Origin of the sequence: Amycolatopsis sp. PS_44_ISF1 (assembly GCF_032335455.1) — a bacterium.
Taxonomy (GTDB): domain Bacteria; phylum Actinomycetota; class Actinomycetes; order Mycobacteriales; family Pseudonocardiaceae; genus Amycolatopsis.
This window is the reverse complement of record NZ_JANUXO010000003.1, coordinates 350,236-366,474: the sequence shown is the minus strand read 5'-3', so window position 1 is coordinate 366,474 and position 16,239 is coordinate 350,236. Positions and strand designations below refer to the sequence as shown.

At 73.4% G+C, this 16,239-nt stretch carries 16 protein-coding genes and 1 tRNA gene; 9 read left to right on the top strand and 8 right to left on the bottom strand.

From position 1 onward, the window contains the following. Positions 1 to 122 precede the first annotated feature (122 nt). The gene (locus NYF13_RS27975) at positions 123 to 1,493 is read left to right on the top strand and encodes a fused response regulator/phosphatase (protein WP_315660783.1); all 1,371 of its coding nucleotides are present in this window, start codon (positions 123 to 125) and stop codon (positions 1,491 to 1,493) included. 48 nt (positions 1,494 to 1,541) lie between these two features. On the opposite strand, the gene NYF13_RS27970 is transcribed toward NYF13_RS27975, so the two are convergent. From NYF13_RS27970 to NYF13_RS27960, 3 genes are all read right to left on the bottom strand, one after another. Then, positions 1,542 to 2,111, bottom strand: coding sequence for a TetR/AcrR family transcriptional regulator (locus NYF13_RS27970; protein WP_315660781.1), 570 nt, complete (start codon positions 2,109 to 2,111; stop codon positions 1,542 to 1,544). Between the two features lie 6 nt (positions 2,112 to 2,117). After that, complete coding sequence (locus NYF13_RS27965; RefSeq protein WP_315660780.1) at positions 2,118 to 3,218, bottom strand: agmatine deiminase family protein; 1,101 nt, start codon at positions 3,216 to 3,218, stop codon at positions 2,118 to 2,120. Between the two features lie 193 nt (positions 3,219 to 3,411). Further along, a complete protein-coding gene (locus NYF13_RS27960) occupies positions 3,412 to 4,587 on the bottom strand; it encodes a serine hydrolase domain-containing protein (RefSeq protein WP_315660779.1) in 1,176 nt (391 codons plus the stop codon). A gap of 126 nt (positions 4,588 to 4,713) precedes the next feature. Between NYF13_RS27960 and NYF13_RS27955 the strand changes: the two genes are divergently transcribed. Further along, complete coding sequence (locus tag NYF13_RS27955; protein WP_315660777.1) at positions 4,714 to 5,289, top strand: TetR/AcrR family transcriptional regulator; 576 nt, start codon at positions 4,714 to 4,716, stop codon at positions 5,287 to 5,289. Here the strand turns inward: NYF13_RS27955 and NYF13_RS27950 are convergent. Next, on the bottom strand, positions 5,251 to 6,120 hold the full coding sequence (locus tag NYF13_RS27950; RefSeq protein ID WP_315660776.1) for an NAD(P)H-binding protein: 870 nt from the start codon (positions 6,118 to 6,120) through the stop codon (positions 5,251 to 5,253). The genes NYF13_RS27955 and NYF13_RS27950 overlap by 39 nt on opposite strands. A gap of 120 nt (positions 6,121 to 6,240) precedes the next feature. After that, positions 6,241 to 6,897, bottom strand: coding sequence for a transcriptional repressor LexA (gene lexA, locus NYF13_RS27945; protein WP_315660775.1), 657 nt, complete (start codon positions 6,895 to 6,897; stop codon positions 6,241 to 6,243). A 159-nt stretch (positions 6,898 to 7,056) separates the two neighbouring features. On the opposite strand from lexA, the gene NYF13_RS27940 reads away from it, so the two are divergent. The 3 genes from NYF13_RS27940 (at position 7,057) to NYF13_RS27930 (ending at position 8,507) form a co-directional block, all read left to right on the top strand. After that, a tRNA-Ile gene (locus tag NYF13_RS27940) sits at positions 7,057 to 7,130 on the top strand. Positions 7,131 to 7,274: 144 nt separating this feature from the next. Then, entirely contained in the window at positions 7,275 to 7,541 is a 267-nt protein-coding gene (locus NYF13_RS27935) for a hypothetical protein (protein WP_315660774.1), read from the top strand. 162 nt (positions 7,542 to 7,703) lie between these two features. Continuing rightward, the gene (locus NYF13_RS27930; RefSeq protein ID WP_315660772.1) at positions 7,704 to 8,507 is read left to right on the top strand and encodes a methyltransferase domain-containing protein; all 804 of its coding nucleotides are present in this window, start codon (positions 7,704 to 7,706) and stop codon (positions 8,505 to 8,507) included. 37 nt (positions 8,508 to 8,544) lie between these two features. Here NYF13_RS27930 and NYF13_RS27925 read toward each other — a convergent pair whose 3' ends face one another. Further along, positions 8,545 to 9,552: a YncE family protein gene (locus NYF13_RS27925; protein ID WP_315660770.1), complete on the bottom strand. Its 1,008-nt coding sequence runs from the start codon at positions 9,550 to 9,552 to the stop codon at positions 8,545 to 8,547. 105 nt (positions 9,553 to 9,657) lie between these two features. Between NYF13_RS27925 and NYF13_RS27920 the strand changes: the two genes are divergently transcribed. Further along, positions 9,658 to 9,987: a hypothetical protein gene (locus NYF13_RS27920; protein ID WP_315660768.1), complete on the top strand. Its 330-nt coding sequence runs from the start codon at positions 9,658 to 9,660 to the stop codon at positions 9,985 to 9,987. On the opposite strand, the gene NYF13_RS27915 is transcribed toward NYF13_RS27920, so the two are convergent. Further along, positions 9,974 to 12,697 (bottom strand): protease pro-enzyme activation domain-containing protein, encoded by a 2,724-nt coding sequence (locus NYF13_RS27915; protein ID WP_315660766.1) that lies wholly within the window; start codon positions 12,695 to 12,697, stop codon positions 9,974 to 9,976. The genes NYF13_RS27920 and NYF13_RS27915 overlap by 14 nt on opposite strands. Positions 12,698 to 13,043: 346 nt before the next feature. Here NYF13_RS27915 and NYF13_RS27910 point away from each other — a divergent pair, with 346 nt between their 5' ends. Both NYF13_RS27910 and NYF13_RS27905 read left to right on the top strand, forming a co-directional pair. Continuing rightward, a complete protein-coding gene (locus NYF13_RS27910) occupies positions 13,044 to 13,973 on the top strand; it encodes an XRE family transcriptional regulator (RefSeq protein ID WP_315660765.1) in 930 nt (309 codons plus the stop codon). A gap of 166 nt (positions 13,974 to 14,139) precedes the next feature. Next, positions 14,140 to 14,682, top strand: coding sequence for a CHAP domain-containing protein (locus NYF13_RS27905; protein ID WP_315660763.1), 543 nt, complete (start codon positions 14,140 to 14,142; stop codon positions 14,680 to 14,682). Between the two features lie 87 nt (positions 14,683 to 14,769). Here the strand turns inward: NYF13_RS27905 and NYF13_RS27900 are convergent, their stop codons facing one another. Continuing rightward, the gene (locus NYF13_RS27900) at positions 14,770 to 15,588 is read right to left on the bottom strand and encodes a DUF1206 domain-containing protein (protein WP_315660762.1); all 819 of its coding nucleotides are present in this window, start codon (positions 15,586 to 15,588) and stop codon (positions 14,770 to 14,772) included. 147 nt (positions 15,589 to 15,735) lie between these two features. Here NYF13_RS27900 and NYF13_RS27895 point away from each other — a divergent pair, with 147 nt between their 5' ends. After that, the gene (locus NYF13_RS27895) at positions 15,736 to 16,137 is read left to right on the top strand and encodes a hypothetical protein (protein ID WP_315660760.1); all 402 of its coding nucleotides are present in this window, start codon (positions 15,736 to 15,738) and stop codon (positions 16,135 to 16,137) included. Positions 16,138 to 16,239: the final 102 nt, after the last annotated feature.

Sequence of the window (16,239 nt, the reverse complement as noted above, 5' to 3'; positions counted from 1 at the left end):
CGCGGCGCCGTCGGCCCGGCCATCGAGAAGCACAAGGCGGCCTCGAGCGCGCCCGGCCGGAAGCCGATCGACCCGGACTTCGAGCACTTCCGTCACGACGTTCCGCTGTCAGCCTGCCGGACGTGAGCGGGTTCGAGGTGTGCGAACGGGTCAAGGGCAACCCCCGCACCGCGGCGCTGCCGGTCATCCACATCTCGGCCACGGCGATCGAGCCGCAGGACCGCACCACCGGGCTCAACCGCGGGGCCGACGGGTACCTGACCGAACCGGTCGACCCGGCCGTGCTCGTAGCGACCGTCGAAGCGGCGTTGCGGTACTACCGGGCCCGGGCGGCGGCCGAGCGCCTGGCGCGCCGGCTCGCGCTGCTGACCGCCGCGTCGATCGCGATCAACTCCGCCGCCACCTTCGACGAGTTCCTGGTCGCGGCCGCGACGGGCACGGCGGCCGTGCTCGACGGCGCCGCCACGGCGCTGGCGCTGACCCCGCTCGGGGTGCTGCGCACGGCCGCGGTCGAGGTCCCCGGCGGCCCGGTGCGGCTCGGCTCCGAGGCCGCGCCGGTCCTCGACACCCTCAGCGACGCGGTGTTCGGCTCCGACGCCAGCATCGCGGTGGCCGAGGACCGGGAGCTGGACTGGCGCCGGGGAGCGGCCTCGACCCTGGTGCTCGCCCGCTCCACCCCGGCCACGCCGGCCATCTGCATCGCGGTGGACCGTGCCGTCGCGTCCGCCGACCAGGACCGTGACCTGCTCACCCAGCTCGGCCAGGCGGCGGCTCTGGCCTACGAGGGCATGCGCGCGCTCTCGCAGGAGCACTCGCTCGCCGTCACCCTCCAGCAGAGCCTGCTGCCCCGCGAGCTGCCCAGCCCGCCCGGTCTCGAAATGGCCGCCCGCTACCGGCCCGCGTCCCGGCACGCCGAGATCGGCGGCGACTTCTACGAGGTCGCCGAGCTGGGCGGCCGGACCTTGATCGCCGTCGGCGACGTCACCGGGCACTCACTCGAAGCGGCCACCGTGATGGGCGAGGTGCGGCACGCGTTGCGCGCCTACGCCGTGGAGGGCCACGGCCCGGTGGAAATCCTCGACCGTCTCGACGCCATGCTCCAACGCTTCCACCCGCGCGACCTCACCACGATGTGCCTGATCCTGCTCGATCCGGAGAGCGGGGCCGTCGACATCGCTTCGGCCGGGCACATCCCGCCGCTGACGGCCGACGCCCGCGGGACCCGGTACCTCGACGTCCGCGGACCGGTGCTGGGCATCGGGCTGAGCCGCCCGCAGCCCACCCGGTGGCAGCTGGAACCCGGTGCGCTGGTGCTGCTGGTCACCGACGGGCTCATCGAACGCCGGGGCGAGACCATCGACGACGGGATGGCCGCCCTGGCCGCGGCCGTCACCCACGACACCGGCCTGGACGAACTCTGCGACGGCCTGCTCGACCGCTTCGGCCGCGACGCTCAGGACGACATCGCGCTGCTGGCGTTCCGCCGCCGGTAGCGGCTTTCCTCGTCCTGGACACCGGCGCGCGGCGGGCCGTTCCCCCGATCAGCGGGGCGGGCCCAGTTCGGCCACCACCGCGCCCGAAAGCAGCTCCCGCGCCCGGGCGGCGGTGATCGAGCCGCTCAGCCAGCGTTCGCTCAAGCCCTCGACCAACGCGGTGAGGCGCTCCGCAGCCTCGTCGGGCTCCGCTTCCGGCTTCGCGCGGCCCGCCGCTTGGGCCGCGCGGATCAGCGCGGAGACGTCGTCGGACCACTCCTGGGTGCCGGCGCGCAGCCGGTCGCGCAGCTCGTCCGCGAAGACCGCGCTCGCGCGCAGCTCACCCCAGGCGATGCTGTTTTCCCTGACCTCGCCGGTGTCCTGCACCTCGTTCAGCAGCACCTGCTCGAGCTGCGTGCGCGGGTCCGCCGAGGCGGGCGCGGTGTAGCGCACCGCGCGCTCGTTGATGTGGTCGAGCGCGTGGCGCAGGAGGCCGGCCCGGTCCTTGAAGTGGTAGTAGATCAGCGCGGTCGACACCCCGGCCTCGGCCGCGAGCCGGTCCACCCGCAGGCCGCGCACGCCGTCGCGGGCGAGCACCCGCACGGCGGCCTGCAGGATCTGGGTCTGACGCTCGGACACGGGAGCTCACCTTAGAGCGGGTTCCTGCTGGGTCGTGCAGTGGATGCCACCCCCGCCCGAGGCGATGCCGTCGATGTCGAGCTGGACCACCTCGCGGTCCGGGAACAGCCGCCGCAGCGTGGCCAGCGCGGCGGCGTCGGCCTCGGGGTCGCCGAACTCCGGGGCGAGCACGCCGCCGTTGCAGAGGTAGAAGTTGACGTAACCGGCGGCGAAGTCCGGCCCGGCCGGCTCCCTTCGCAGCCGGGTCGGCGCCTCGATCACCTCGACGCGCAGCTCACGGCCGCGCGCGTCGGACGCCGAACGCAGGATTTCGAGGTGGCGCCGGGTGACTTCGTGGTCGTAGGAGCCCGGATCGGGGTCGAGCCCGGCGACCACCACGCCCGGGCCGGCGAAGCGGGCGTAGAAGTCGGTGTGCCCGTCGGTGATGTCGTGCCCGGCGATGCCCGGGAGCCAGATGATCTTCTCCAGGCCGAGCAACCCGCCGAGCCGGTCTTCCACGTCCTCTTTGGACAATCCCGGGTTGCGGTTCCGGTTCAGCACGCAGCTTTCGGTGATGATGGCCGTACCCTCGCCGTCGACCTCGATCGCGCCGCCTTCGAGGACCAGTCCGGTGTGGACGGCCCGCGCGCCCGCCCGGGCGGTGACCAGGCCGGCCAGGCGGCGGTCGTTCGAGTGCTGCTGCTTGCCGCCCCAGCCGGTGAAGTTGAAGTCCACGGCCGCGCCGCCGGTGACGAACACCGGACCGGTGTCGCGCAGCCACAGATCGTCCAGTTCGGTGGCGACCAGCTCGACCTCGGCGTCGCCGAGCAGCCCGCGCGCCAGGTCCCGCTCCGCCGGGCGGACCAGCATCGTCACCGGTTCGAACCGGGCCACCGCCTTCGCGATCGCCGCGAGGTTCCGCTGGACCACGGGCACCTGGGCCGGCTCCCAGACCCGGTCGCTGACGCCGAACGCCATCCACGTGCGCCGGTGCGGGTCACCTTCGTCGGGCATCACCCGCCGCACCCCGGGCGCGGGCGCGGCGGCGGAAGTCCGCTCACCGCACGCGGCCACCAGCGCCCCACCGGCCAGCGACATGACCGACCGGACGAACCGACGTCGTTCCACTGTCCACTCCCCTGCCGTTCGAAACGGTTCGACCAGGGACCATACCCTGACTGATTTTTCAGTCAGCAGCGGAACCACAACCGGCCGACGCCGGCGGAAGCCCGAGGCGGACGGGGGGGAAGACCGAAGCGGGCTCAAGCCTCGTCCGGTCACGGCTCCACCCCGGCCACGGCATGCGCTCGGGCCGGCTCGATCACCCGACCGCGCGCACCCGCTCCGGACCGGACCCCGCAAGGGCCGCCGTGCGCAGCGCCCGCAGGAGGCGGTCGTGGTCGGCGTCGGCCTGCGGCGGGGTGAGGAAGCGGCGGCGCAGGAAGGCGTAGGACAGTCCGCTGCGGGGATCGGCCAGCGCCTGCTGGCCGCCGGCGCCGCTGTGCCCGAAGGCACCCTGCCCCAGCCCCGGGTAGGTCTCGGCCGCGGCGTGGAAGCCGACCGCCCAGGCTTTCCGCCGGCGCAGCACGAGATCCCAGCCGTCGGACTGGATCTGGCCGAAGACCGCGGCGGTGTCCGGGGTGAGCAGCGGGGCCCGGCCCCCGACCGGGCCGATCGCGGCGGCGTACGCCTTGGCCAGGTCACGGGCGGTGCCGACGCCGCCGAAGGACGCCGGGCCCCGCCGCCGGACCACGGGCCGGTTCGGCAGCTCCCAGACCTCGGGGTGGCCCGGGTGGTGGCGGTTGAAGGCCAGGCCGCCGACGCTGTCCGGGGCGGTCGCGGCGGCGGCGAGCTCACGCAGCCGCTCGGGCGTGCCCACCATGGGCTGCACGGGCCGGAACCGGTGGTCCTGGCTCTCGGGCAGCCCGAGGTGCAGGTCCAGTCCGTACGGCTCGCGCAGGAGCTGGGCGTAGCGGCTCTGCACCGTCTCACCGGTCGCGCGCCACACCACTTCCCCGCTCAGCGCCGCGATGACCAGGGCGTGGTAGCCGGACGCGGTGGCCGGTCGCCAGTACGGGCGCTGGGCGCCGAGCCGTTCGGCCACCACGCGGTCGTCGGCCAGCTCCTCCACGGTGAAGCCGGCGTCCGCCCCGACCAGCCCGGCCTGGTGGGAAAGCAGCTCGCGCAGCCGGATCTCGCGCTTGCCCAGCACCGCGAACTCCGGCCAGTAGTGGCTGACCCGCTGATCGAGGTCCAGCACCCCGTCCTGGACGAGCCGGGCCACCACCAGGTGGGCCAGCCCCTTGCTCGCGGAGTAGATCCCCAGCAGCGAATCGCTCCCGGTCTCCGGACCGGCCCACAGGTCGACCACCAGCTCGCCGTGGTGGTAGGCCGCCACCTGGGCGTCCAGTTCCACCCCCTCCGCCGCCAGCACCGCCGCGAACTCCTCGCGGACGGCCTCGTACCCGGCCGCCACCGTGCCCCGAACCTCGGTCATCCCTACCTCGCCACCTTCCGCGCCGACCCGGACGCCATCAGGCTAGCGCTTTAATGACCATTGGTCACTAATCAGCGCGGTGACGCCCGTCGCACCGGGCCGGGCCGGTGTCGTACGGTTCCGGGCATGACGGATCCGGGGCCGGCGCGCCGCTCTCCGGGCCGCCCGGCGCGGATCAGCCGGGACCGGATCGTGGAAGCCGCGTCCTCGGCCGGGAACCTCGACACGCTGACCATGCGCGAGCTGGCCGGGCGGCTCGAAGTCAGCCACGGCGCGCTCTACCGCTGGGTCAGGAACCGCGACGAGCTGTTCGACCTGATCAGCGCGGTCCTGGTCGACCGGGTCCTGCCCCCCGGGGCGGACACCGGCCCGGACTGGCGGCCGAGGCTGGAGCGGATCGCCCGGGCCATGCACGGGGAGTTCCTCGCGCTGCCCGGGTTCGCGACCCGGCTTTCCCGGCCGCACCAGCACAACGAGGGCGCACTCGGCCGGCTGCGCGACGCCGTGGTCGCGGCCTTCCTCGACGCCGGGATCGACCCGGAAACGGCCCAGCAGAGCTGGTACGTCTTCGTCACCTCGGTGGTCGGCTGGCTCGCCTTCCAGGAGCACCGGCTCGACCTCGGCCCGTCCGCCCCGCGGTTCGACCTCTTCCTCGGGGTTCTGCTACGCGGGCTGCCGGCCGGCGAACCCGGCCAGCAGTGAGCGCAGCGGGGTCGCCGGGCGCCCGAGCAGTTCGCCGAGGGCGGGGCCGGTCACGGCGAACTCGCCGCGGCGCGCGGCGCGGAACAGGCCGAGGCTGGACTCGGCCCGGGCCTCGGACAGACCCTGCTCGACCTGGGCGGCCCGCCACTCGTCGTCTTCGGCGACGACCCGGTTGATGGTCCGGCCGGTCAGCTCGGACAGGATTTCGGCCACCTCGGCCAGGTCGAGCGCGTCCGGGGCGGTCAGGGGCGGGGTGACGCCCTCGAACGGGTGCTCCTGCGCCAGGACGACGGCCGCGGCTTCGGCGAGGTCGGCGTGCGCGGTCCAGGACACCGGACCGTCGGCGGGCGCGGAGAGGGTGCCCGTCTCCAGGGCCCGGCCGATCAGCCACGGGACGGTGCTGGCGTAGAAGCCGTTGCCCAGCGCGGTGAACTTCCCGCTCTGGCCGGCCAGGTACTGCTCGGTGGCCGCGTGGCTCCGCATCGGGTCGAACCGGGAGTCCGCCGCGGACGCCTGGTGACTGGTGTAGACCACGCGCTCGGCCCCGGCCGCGCGGGCCGTGTCGATGGCGGTTTTGTGCTGGGTGACGGCATCCGCGCCGGGATCGTTGGACGAGACGATGAGGACTCGCGAAGCTCCTTCGAAGGCGTGGGCGAGCGAGGCGGGGTCGGAGAAGCCGGCCTCCCGGACCCGCACCCCGCGCGCCGCGAGCCCCGCCGCCTTGGCCGCGTCGCGGACGCTGACCGCGACCTGCCCGGCCGGGACCCGGGTGAGCAGGCGGTCGACGATCTGCGAGCCGAGCCGGCCGGTGGCTCCGGTGATGACGATCATGGGCTGCCTTTCGCATTAACAGTGGAACGCCAATTACGTTATCACCGTTAATACGATGGAATCAAGGATGTGTTATCGTCGATAACACGGGTGGCGGTGCGGCCACAGTGGACGAAGGGCTCAGACGCTGCGCAGCACCGAAACGACGGTGCCCAGCACGACGGCCCGGTCGCCGTCGATCACGTCGTAGGCCGGGTTGCGCGGTTCGAGGTAGACGTGGCCGCCCCGGCGGCGGTAGACCTTGACCGTGGCCTCCTCGTCGATCATCGCGGCGACGATCTGACCCGAGTGGGCCTCGGACTGCTGGCGCACCACGACGATGTCGCCGTCGCAGATCGCCGCGTCGACCATCGAGTCACCGCGCACCCGAAGCCCGAACACGGTGCCCCGCCCGGTCAGCCCGCGCGGCAGCGTGAGCACGTCGTCCACGTGCTCCTCGGCCGAGATCGGCGTCCCCGCCGCGATGTGGCCGACCACGGGCACCGGCACCGAGTCCCCGGACTGCTCCCGCGCCGCGGACCCGTCGAGGAACAGCCGCACGTCGATCGGCCGCGACACCGTGGTGCCGCGCCGGAGGAATCCCTTGTCCTCCAGGCTGGCCAGGTGCCTGGAGACCGAGGAGGACGACCGCAGCCCCACCGCTTCCCCGATTTCCCGCGTGCTCGGGGAGTACCCGTGCCGGACCACCCAATCACGGATCGTCACCAGAATCTGCTGCTGGCGCCGGGGCAGGGAGGAGGCGTCCAGGTGGTCGAAGGTGTCGTCGTAGGCGGTCACCGGCGAAATGCTAGTCGTCACCGCCCGTGACCCCCGCGGCGGCACTCCCGGCCCAGCGCCCGCGCGCCCGGAGCGCGGCGTCCTGGGCCGGACCGGGCCCCTGTGATAGTTTTGATCGAACTGGGGCTCATGTGCTAAAGCAAACGAGTGCCGGTCGACGGGGCGGTAGCTCAGTTGGTTAGAGCAGGGGACTCATAATCCCTTGGCCGTCGGTTCGAGCCCGACCCGCCCCACGGTTTCGCCACTCAAGAAGTTGATCGGACACAGCCACAGGCCGTGACCGAGGCGGTGGGCGTAAGCATCGAACGCAGGCAAGCCCGCCCGGTCCAGCTCAGGATCATCGCAGCCGAGATGGCCAGTCTTCTCACGTACTCACGGTGAACAAGGCCAGCCGCGACACGCTGCTCCGGGCAGTCGAGACCGGCGACCCAGGAGTCTTGCGGACGAAGTCCACTGTGCACCGTACCGGCGTCGAGCTCGGTAATCACGTCACGGAGGCAGGCGCCGCGATGTTCCGTCAGTGGGCGGTCGACGGCGATACGGCGACCCTGCGCACCAACTCGCTAAGCGTCATCGCCAAGCTACCCGAGCAGAACAACGCGGACCTCGTCGACCATGGTTTCCCCTGTTCAGCACAGCGCTGAGGCGCCCGGTACTCATAATCCCTTGGCCATCGGTTCGAGCCCGACCCGCCCCACCACCCGCGGTTCTATCCGCCAACGCCAAACCTCCTGTCCACAGTAGACTTTCCCGCATCTTGAGAAGATGGTTGCACGATGTGGGACAGCCATGGGAGCTTGGCCGGTATGAGCGACGCCGCGCAGTCCTATGGTCAAGGGCACGCCGAGAGCGTGGTGCGCTCCCAGCAGTGGCGTACGGTCGAGAACTCCGCCGCCTACCTGCGGGCCGAGCTCCGTCCCGGGCTGCGGGTGCTGGACGTCGGCTGCGGGCCCGGCACCATCACCGCCGACCTGGCGCGGCTGGTGGCCCCGGGCCGGGTCACCGGGCTCGACGTCGCCGAGGAGGTCCTCGGCCAGGCTCGCGCGCACGCGGCCGGCCACGGCAACGCCGAGTTCGTGCTCGGCGACGTGAACGCCCTCGATTTTCCCGACGGCAGCTTCGACGTGGTGCACGCCCACCAGGTCCTGCTGCACCTGCGCGACCCGGTCGGCGCGCTGCGCGAAATGCTGCGGGTGACCGGATCCGGCGGCGTGGTCGCCGTGCGCGACACCGACTACCTCGGCGCTCTGTGGTTCCCCGCCGACCCACGCCTGGACCGCTGGCGCACCGTCTACCGCGCGGTCTCCCACGCGAACGGCGCCGAGCCCGACGCCGGCCGCCGCCTGTTGTCCTGGGCGCACGCCGCCGGGGCCACCGACGTCACCCCCAGCGCGTCCATCTGGAGCCATTCGACCCCGGCCGAACGCGCCCGGTGGGGCGGGATGTGGGCCGAGCGCATCCTCGACTCGCGCATCGCCGCGCAGGCGGTGGAGGGCGGCCACGCCAGCCCCGGGGACCTGCGGGAGATCTCCCAGGGCTGGCGGGAGTGGGCGCAGCACCCGGACGGCTTCTTCGCCATCCCGCACGGCGAAGTGCTCTGTCGCAAGTAGACGGTCACAAGTAGACAGTCGCAAGCAGACACCGGCGCTACGCCGGGATGATCTCCACACTGCCCTCGACGGTCCCCGTCACGTAACGCACACCGGTGGCCGGGTCGACCGCCACCGTGTTCGGCTGGCGGACCGTCGGGAAGGTGGCCACCACGCGGGGTTCGGCGCCGGAGAGGTCGATGCCGACGAGCTGGTTGCGAGCGGTCAGGGTCACCCACAGCCGGTCGCGGTTCGCGTCGTAGGCGACGCCGTACGGGGTGCCGGGGAGGTCGAGGCGGCCGAGGGCGTGGGCGGGGGCCGCGGGATCGTAGGTCAGCACGGCGCCGCCGCGGGTGTCGATCACCGCGAAGTGGCCGCGGCGGTCGGCGACGACGTGGGTCGGGCCGCCGCCGGCGGGCAGGCGGGCGACCCGGGTCAGGGTGGCCGCGTCGTAGACCGACAGGTCGTTCTGGCGCACGTCGACCAGGCCGACCAGGTTCCCCACCGCGGCCAGCCCGGCCGGCTGGGTCACGTCGGTGAAGGTGTGCACGAGCTTCCCGCCTTCGACCACGGCGACGCTGCGGCCGTTCTCGTTCGCGGCGAAGACCCGGCCGTTCGCGGCTCGGGTGGCGTCGTGCGGCGAGGAGCCGGTGGGGATCTCGCCGGTGACCCGGCCGGACGGCAGGTCGATGCTCAGCAGCCGGTTGGAGTTCTCGTCCGGCACCAGCACCGGTCCGCCGGGCGCGGCCAGCTGCAGGTGGCGCAGGTGGCCCGGCAACGGCACCGACGCCGTGGTGCGGCCGGTCGCGGCGTCGAGCACGGCGAGCCGGTCCGGGTTGCGCACCCCGACCGCGACCAGGTGCGTGACCGGGTCGGCGACGATGCCCTCCGGCAGGTCGCCGACGCGCACGACCGTCCCGGCGGGCGCCGCGGCCGTGGGCGGCGACTGCGCGGGTTCCGCCGCCGGGGGCAGCGACGGCGCGGCCGGAGGCGGCGGTGGTGGCGACCCGCAGGCCGTCACGACGGCGAGCAGGACCACGGCGAACGGCAGGAGTTCTCGGCGCATGTGCGCCCACGGTAGCCGTAGCGCGACCGGTTGATGACCATGTGTAAGAACTCGGTAACCTGGCTACCCGCACCCATCCGGCGTGCGGCGAAGGAGCGAGCCACGATGACGACATTCGGCCTGCGGACGAACAGCCGGCTCTCGATCCGGGTGCAGGTCGCCGACGGCACCATCACCGTCACCGTCTCGGGCCGGCTCACCGAGCCGGACCTGCCGTCCGTGGTCGCCGAACTCGCCGCGGCGTACGAGCTCTGCAGCGGTGTCGTGGTGCTGGATCTGCGCACCGGCACCGGCGATCCCACCCTGGTGGTCCGCGCGATCACCGGCGCCGCGATCCGGGCCCGGCGGACCCAGTGCGGCGTCCGCGTGAGCACCGCGGACCGCGTCACCGCCGCCGCGCTGGAAGCGGCCGGTGTGGCGGTCACCGCGCCCTGACCCTCAGCCGCCCGAAGATCCCCTCGCGTGGGACCGGCGGGTGACTTCCGCCGGAGTCCGCTGCTCGCCGGTCCGCTGAGCCGGAAGGGGGCGAAGACCCGGATCCGGACTTGCCGGGAGACGGGCCGGGGCCGCCTTTTCGGACCTCGAGGACGAAGGTGACCGTGCCGGTCTTGTCCGCGCTCTTTCCGGTGACGGTGATCGGGTAATCGCCGGCCGGGGTCGACGGGCTGGTCGCCACCGTCAGCGACGAGAAGTCGCCGATGCCGATCGAGGCCGGGCCGAACTGCGCAGCCGCTCCGGCGGGAAGCCCGGAAGCGGTCAGGGAAATTTCCCCGGCCGGGTCCGTGGGGCCCCGATGCGCCTCGCTCGCGCCGGAGTGGGTGCTCGCCCGAGAGTCGCCGGATCGGCGGTGCCGGGCGCAGTCCGGTTCGGCCCACGAATCCTGGTTTCCGGACCAGGACCCGCTTTCCTCAAGGTCGGCGCGCCCGCGAGCGGACCGCTTGTCCCCCGGGTCGTCCTTCCCGTGGGTGGAGGTCTCCGGCGGGCTTTCGTCCACTGTGGACGGACTGCTGCCAGCCGCCTCGGGAGTGGCGTCTCGGGCCCCGGTGATCGCCACGGCCTTCACCGTGGTCTGGGCCGGCTGCCCGGCGTCGGCCGGGCCCGGAGCCGGTGAGACGGCCAGGGAGAATTCGCCCTGGTCCGCGCGGTCGACCGTCAGGGCAACGGTCGCGGTGTGGCTGGCGTCGGTGCCCTTGCCGGTCACCGTGACCGGGGTGGTGCCCGGCGGGGCCGTGGCCGCGGCGGTGAGGGTGAGCGTCGAGGAGCGGCCCGCGGTGACCGTGGCCGGTTCGAACGAGGCGGTGACCCCGGACGGCAGGCCGGCGGCCGCCAGCGTGACGTCCTGCGCGCTGCCCCTGATGACGGCGGTGGGGATGACGGTGGTGACCGACTCGCCGGGCTCGACGCCGACCGGGGCGGGCGGGGCGACGGAAAAGTCGGGGCCGGGCGCGGGAGCCGCGCCGTTGATCAGCGGGTCCGCCAGGTTGTCGCCCTGCATCGAGCCCCAGCCGGTGCACAGGTCGTAACCGGTTCCGGCGCCGTGGGTGCCGCTGCCGCCCGTGGTGACGTCGTGGAAGGTCGAGGAGTACCGCGGGGAACCCGCGATCGAGTAGAGGGTGGGGTTCATCGCGCCGAGGGCGTTCTTGCCCTCGCTCTGGGCCTTCTGGTCGACCAGGGCGACGTAGCCGGCCCAGAGCGGCGAGGACAGGCTGGTGCCGCCGGCGTCCTGCCAGCCGCCGTTCACGTACACCGACAGGGCTCCGGCGCCGTAGTCGGCGTCGAGGGCGACGTCGGGCACCGAACGGAACCGGCTGTCCCCCGGCTGCCAGTCCGGCTTGGCGAAGATCTGCGAGTACCCGCCGCCGGAGCGGGTGGGGCCGGAGCCGCCCTCGCTCCAGCAGCTCTCCGCCTGGTAGGTGCCCGCGCCGTCACCGGTGCGCAACTGCGTGCCGCCGACCCCGGTGACCAGCGGGTCGCTGGCCGGGAAGTCGGCCTGAACGGTGCTGGTGTCGCCGTCGTAGCCGCAGCCGGTCGCACCCCAGTCACCCGAGGCCGAAAGCAGGGTGATGCCCTGCGCGGCCATCTGCGTGTAGGAATCGTGCGAGGCCCCGATGGGCGGGGAACCGCACTTCTCGCCTTCGAGCCAGGAGCCGGACAGGACGGTGATGCTGTCGTCGCTGGCTATCTTCGCCAGCTCGTCGACCCAGGCGTCGTCGCGGTTGGGCGCCTCGTACACGGTCTGGGCCGCGCCCGGGGCGGTCGCCGCCACCGCTTCGACGTCGAGGGTGACTTCGAGCTGATCGCGGCCGGGCCGGGGGACCCCGCCGTCGACCGGCACGACCTCCGGCCGGACCGGGGGCTGGTCGAAGTTCCTCGTCCAGCCGTCGAGATCGGACTGCTCGAACGCGTCGAACTCGATCAGCCCGACGCGCCGGCCCGCGCCGGTGTAGGCGCCGGACAGCTCGTCCATGCGGTAGGCGGTGCGGAACTGGGCCGGGGTGTAACCCCCGCCGGGACCGCCCGGGCCGGCGCCGGCCGGTTTGCGCCGCAGCACCGGGGGCCCGGCCCGGTGCGCGACCGGGCGGTCGGAGAGGCCGGTCACCGCCCGAACGATCCCGGTCAGTCCGGCCGGGATCGACGCGGCCGTGTCGTTGGCGTAGAAGTGCGCCCCGCCGGGACCGGTGTAGTTCCCGAGGGAGGTGCCGAACGCCGCCTCGACCGCGCCGGCCGAGCCCGTCGCGTCGACCACCTGCCGGTTCCCGGCCACTCCGGTGATCAGGAAACCCTGGTCCCGCAAGTAGTTCGTCACCTGGTCCACGTCGGAGGCCCGGGGGGCGAAGCGGGCGTTGTAGTCCGCACTGCTCAGGTAGTGGCGGTAGGCCGGGGAACGGGGGTCGCCCACCGACGCGACGAACCGGTTCAACCCGGCCTCGTCGTGCGGTTTGAGCGCGACCGCGACACCGATCCGGCGCCCGCCCGCGACCGCGCCGTCCCGGTGGGCGGTGGCCGGGGCCGGGGCCGCGCCGGCCAGCGGCACGAGGGGGTTCCGCGCTTGCGCGGCGGCCGGTCCGGCACTCATCATGGCCGCCGCCACGAGCAGGGTGGTCGCCGCGGCGGCTGCCCTGCTCGCGCCGGGGAACAGGGACATGCGGGCCTCCGAAGGTGCGGTAGCGGCGTCTTCCGGCCCGACGGGGCGAGCAGCCGGCACCGGAGAACCGCCCACCGTAGGCGCGGCCGATCGCCGGGTGAAGGACGGCCTGAACGTTCGGGCTTGTCCACCGAGACCTGGCCCGGTCCCGTTCCCGGAGCAGGCCGGCGGCCATTTCCGTAGCCAGATCTCCACAGCCGGCGCCGGTCGTTCAGTTCACCGGCACCACCGGGGTGCGCATCCGAATGATCCGCTATGCGGCGAATCCGCCTTTCGGCCCTACCACTTTTCGCGATCACCCGGCTACCGTCCGCGGACGCTCGGAGCCAGTGAGCTTGGAGGTCCGATGACGGGAACCACCCTGGCGGCGATCCCGATGGACCGCGAACTGCGCCGGCTGCTGCGCCACGGCACCTTCGCCCAAGCGCTCGACCGCGCCCTCGTCGTCCGCGGACTGAGCCTGGAGCAGGTGCAACGGCGGCTGGCCGACCGCGACGTGCGGGTGAGCCGCGCCGCGCTGAGCTACTGGCGGCGCGGGCGGAGCCGGCCCGAACGGGAGGAGTCGCTGCGGGCCGTGCGCGCGCTGGAGGACCTGATCGGGCTGCCCGCGGGCTCGCTGGTCGTGCTGCTCGGGCCGCCGCGGCCGCGGGGCCGGATGGCCGACGCCGAGCCCGGCGCCGTGGACCGCGCCCGGCTGTGGCCGTCCTGCGGGCCGGCGCTGGCCGCCATGGACGCCCCGCCCGAGGGCCAGGTCCGCTACCTGGACGTGCACGAGCACGTGCTGGTCGACGAGCACCGCCGGCTCGCCGAGGTCCGGACCACGCTGGTGATCGAGGCGACGACCGACCGCACCGACCGCTGCGTGGTCTACGAGTGGGCCGAGGAGTCCTCCCGCCCGGTGCTGAGCGGGCTGCGGTACTGCCGGCAGGGCCGGACCCGGCCGCAGGAGGCGAGCACCGCGACGGTCTGCGAACTGCTGCTGGAGCAACGGCTCTCGGCCGGGGAGCGCACGGTCGTCGAGTACACCTGGTCCTACCCGTCCGGTTCGGTGCTGACCTCGTTCCACCGGCGGTTCACCCGGTCCGCGCGGCTGTACCTGCTGCAGGTCCAGTTCACCGGCGAGGTGCCGCCGCACTGCGTGCCCTACCGGCAGCCGACGCTGAACAGCCCCCGCCGGCCCGGCAAGCCGCTGTGGATCGGCGGCTCGGGCACGGCCCACCTCGCCGTGCCCGACACCGGCCCCGGACTGCTCGGCCTGCAGTGGGAATGGGACTGACGGCGTTCACCGCCGTTCACATTTCCCGCGCGGGATTTCGGCGGTTCCCCCAGTTCAGCGCGGGTCGCCGTTCACAATGGAGCACTTTCGTCCACATTAACTGGCCGTCGGGCGATGTCGGTTATTACCGTATTGGCATATTCCCGACCTTCCCGAGAGGACAGCAATGTCTCGCAAAACCACTCGTGGCCTGATCGCGGCCGCCGCTCTCGCCGTCGGCCTCGCCACCGCGCCCGCCGCCACCGCGGCGCCCGCCACCGCCGCCCCGCACGCCGCCCAGTCGATGGCCGCGCTGCTGGGCACCAGCACGCCGGCCGCGGCCCCGGCCACGACCATCGGCGACATCTACCCGGCGAAGTGGCGCAACGCGCCCCAGGACTCGATCGTCGACGACTGGAACATGTACAACCGCGAGTGCGTGTCCTGGAACGCCTACAACATCGCCCGGCACGGCAAGAGCGCGGCCAACTACGGCAACGCCAAGTACTGGGACGACAACGCCCGCCAGAACGGCTTCCGGGTCGACAACAACCCGACCGTCGGCTCCACCGCCCAGACCGACGCCGGCCAGTACGGCCACGTCGCCATCGTCGACAGCGTCAACGGCAACACGGTCACCGTCGAGGACTACAACTGGGACGGCACCGGGCACTACCTGCAGCACAACATCAACAAGAACGACTTCCGCTACATCCACTTCTACAGCTGACCCACCCCGGCGGTGGCCCGCCGCCCGTCCCCCGGCGACCCGATGGCGGGGGCCGGGGGGCGGGCCGCCGCGTCCGCCCGGCGGCGCTCAGCGCTTGTGCACCCAGGCCGCGCCCAGGCAGTACGCGCCGAACGCCGCGAGGCCCAGCGCCACCACGGTCAGCAGCACGGTGCCGAAGGGCTGGGCCGCGAGCGTGCGCAGCGCGTCGTCCAGCCCGCCGGCCTGCTTCGGGTCGGCGGTGAACCCGGCGTAGCCCAGCAGGATCGCGGTCACCGCCAGCACGACGCCCTTGGCCAGGTAGCCGGTGGTGCCGAGCCAGCCGATCCAGCGCTTCGCCTGGCCGGGCAGGTTGCCGGGGTCGAGGTCTTCGAGGAAGCTCTGCTTCACGCCCTTGACCCCGGAGGCGATGGCGACCCCCAGCACGGCCACGGCGGCGATCACCACCAGGGCCGGGCCGGCCGGCAGCCGGAGCAGCTTCGCGGTGAACTCCTGCTGGGTCTGATCGCTTGAGTTGCCCGCGCCGCTGCCCGTGGCGAGCCGGAACGCGCTGACCCCGAGCGCGAGCACGACCACCCCGCGCGCGCCGGCCCCGATCCGCTTGCGCGTGCGCTTCGAGCCGCTGGTCCAGCTGTAGCCGGTGGCGGCCATCAGGAACTGCCACAGCCCGAACGCGACCAGGCCGATCGCGAGCACCCAGAGCATCACCTGCCCGAACGCGGTGGAGCCGACCTTCTGCAGCGCGCCCTTCTGATCGGCCTGCTGCCCGCCGCTGCCGAACGCCACCTGCAGGGCGAGGTAGGCCAGGATCAGGTGCACGACGCCGTAACAGGCCATCCCCACCCGGCCGAGCAGTTGCGCGGTGTCCGTCTTCTCGCTTCGTGCGACCGTGCCCGTTATCCGGTTCATGCCCTTCTGGTACCCACCGAGAGCCCGGCGCCGCTGGGCCGTGCGGCCCAATTCACCTCGGCAGCAGGCCCAGTGGCGCCGGGGTTCCCGCCCGGGTGATCGCCGGTATCCTCCAGACGACCACGTCCCGGCGAACGGAGCACCAAGATGGCCGAACTGTCCCCGGCGAGCAGCCCGCGGCGGGTGTTCCCCCGGCTGCTGGGCGCCGCCACCGCCGGCTACGGGGCGGCGGTGCTGGCCCGGCCCCGGGTGCTGGCCGGACCGTGCGGGCTGATCGAGGCGGACGGGCGGCTGTCGAAGTCCACCACGGTCCTCTCGCGCGCGGTCGGCGCGCGTGACCTGGTGTCGGGCCTGGCCATGGCCGTCGCGCCGAGCCGCCTGGCGATGACCGTCGCGATCGGCGTGCGGGTGGCCTGCGACGCGTCCGACGCCGTGGTGTTCGGCCGCGGGCTGCCGGAGGCGAAGGCCCGGCGCAACGCCGCGCTCGTGGCCGGCGGGTGGGCCGCGGTGTGCGCCCTGAGCTTCGTTTCGGTCCGGTCCCGCCGCTGACCTGCGGGGGGTCCGGCGGGGTGTCCGGCGGCGGCGCGGCGAACCGCTGGTGCCCGGCCGGGTCCGGCCGGAGGGCATAATTTCGCCGGGCACGAGGTTCGC

Coding starts and splice junctions, on each gene's coding strand:
- NYF13_RS27960 (WP_315660779.1), bottom strand. CDS start 4,587: ATGACCGAGGTTCGGGGCACGGTGGCGGCCGGGTACGAGGCCGTCCGC.
- NYF13_RS27955 (WP_315660777.1), top strand. CDS start 4,714: ATGACGGATCCGGGGCCGGCGCGCCGCTCTCCGGGCCGCCCGGCGCGG.
- NYF13_RS27950 (WP_315660776.1), bottom strand. CDS start 6,120: ATGATCGTCATCACCGGAGCCACCGGCCGGCTCGGCTCGCAGATCGTC.
- NYF13_RS27930 (WP_315660772.1), top strand. CDS start 7,704: ATGAGCGACGCCGCGCAGTCCTATGGTCAAGGGCACGCCGAGAGCGTG.
- NYF13_RS27925 (WP_315660770.1), bottom strand. CDS start 9,552: ATGCGCCGAGAACTCCTGCCGTTCGCCGTGGTCCTGCTCGCCGTCGTG.
- NYF13_RS27920 (WP_315660768.1), top strand. CDS start 9,658: ATGACGACATTCGGCCTGCGGACGAACAGCCGGCTCTCGATCCGGGTG.
- NYF13_RS27915 (WP_315660766.1), bottom strand. CDS start 12,697: ATGTCCCTGTTCCCCGGCGCGAGCAGGGCAGCCGCCGCGGCGACCACC.
- NYF13_RS27910 (WP_315660765.1), top strand. CDS start 13,044: ATGACGGGAACCACCCTGGCGGCGATCCCGATGGACCGCGAACTGCGC.
- NYF13_RS27905 (WP_315660763.1), top strand. CDS start 14,140: ATGTCTCGCAAAACCACTCGTGGCCTGATCGCGGCCGCCGCTCTCGCC.
- NYF13_RS27900 (WP_315660762.1), bottom strand. CDS start 15,588: ATGAACCGGATAACGGGCACGGTCGCACGAAGCGAGAAGACGGACACC.
- NYF13_RS27895 (WP_315660760.1), top strand. CDS start 15,736: ATGGCCGAACTGTCCCCGGCGAGCAGCCCGCGGCGGGTGTTCCCCCGG.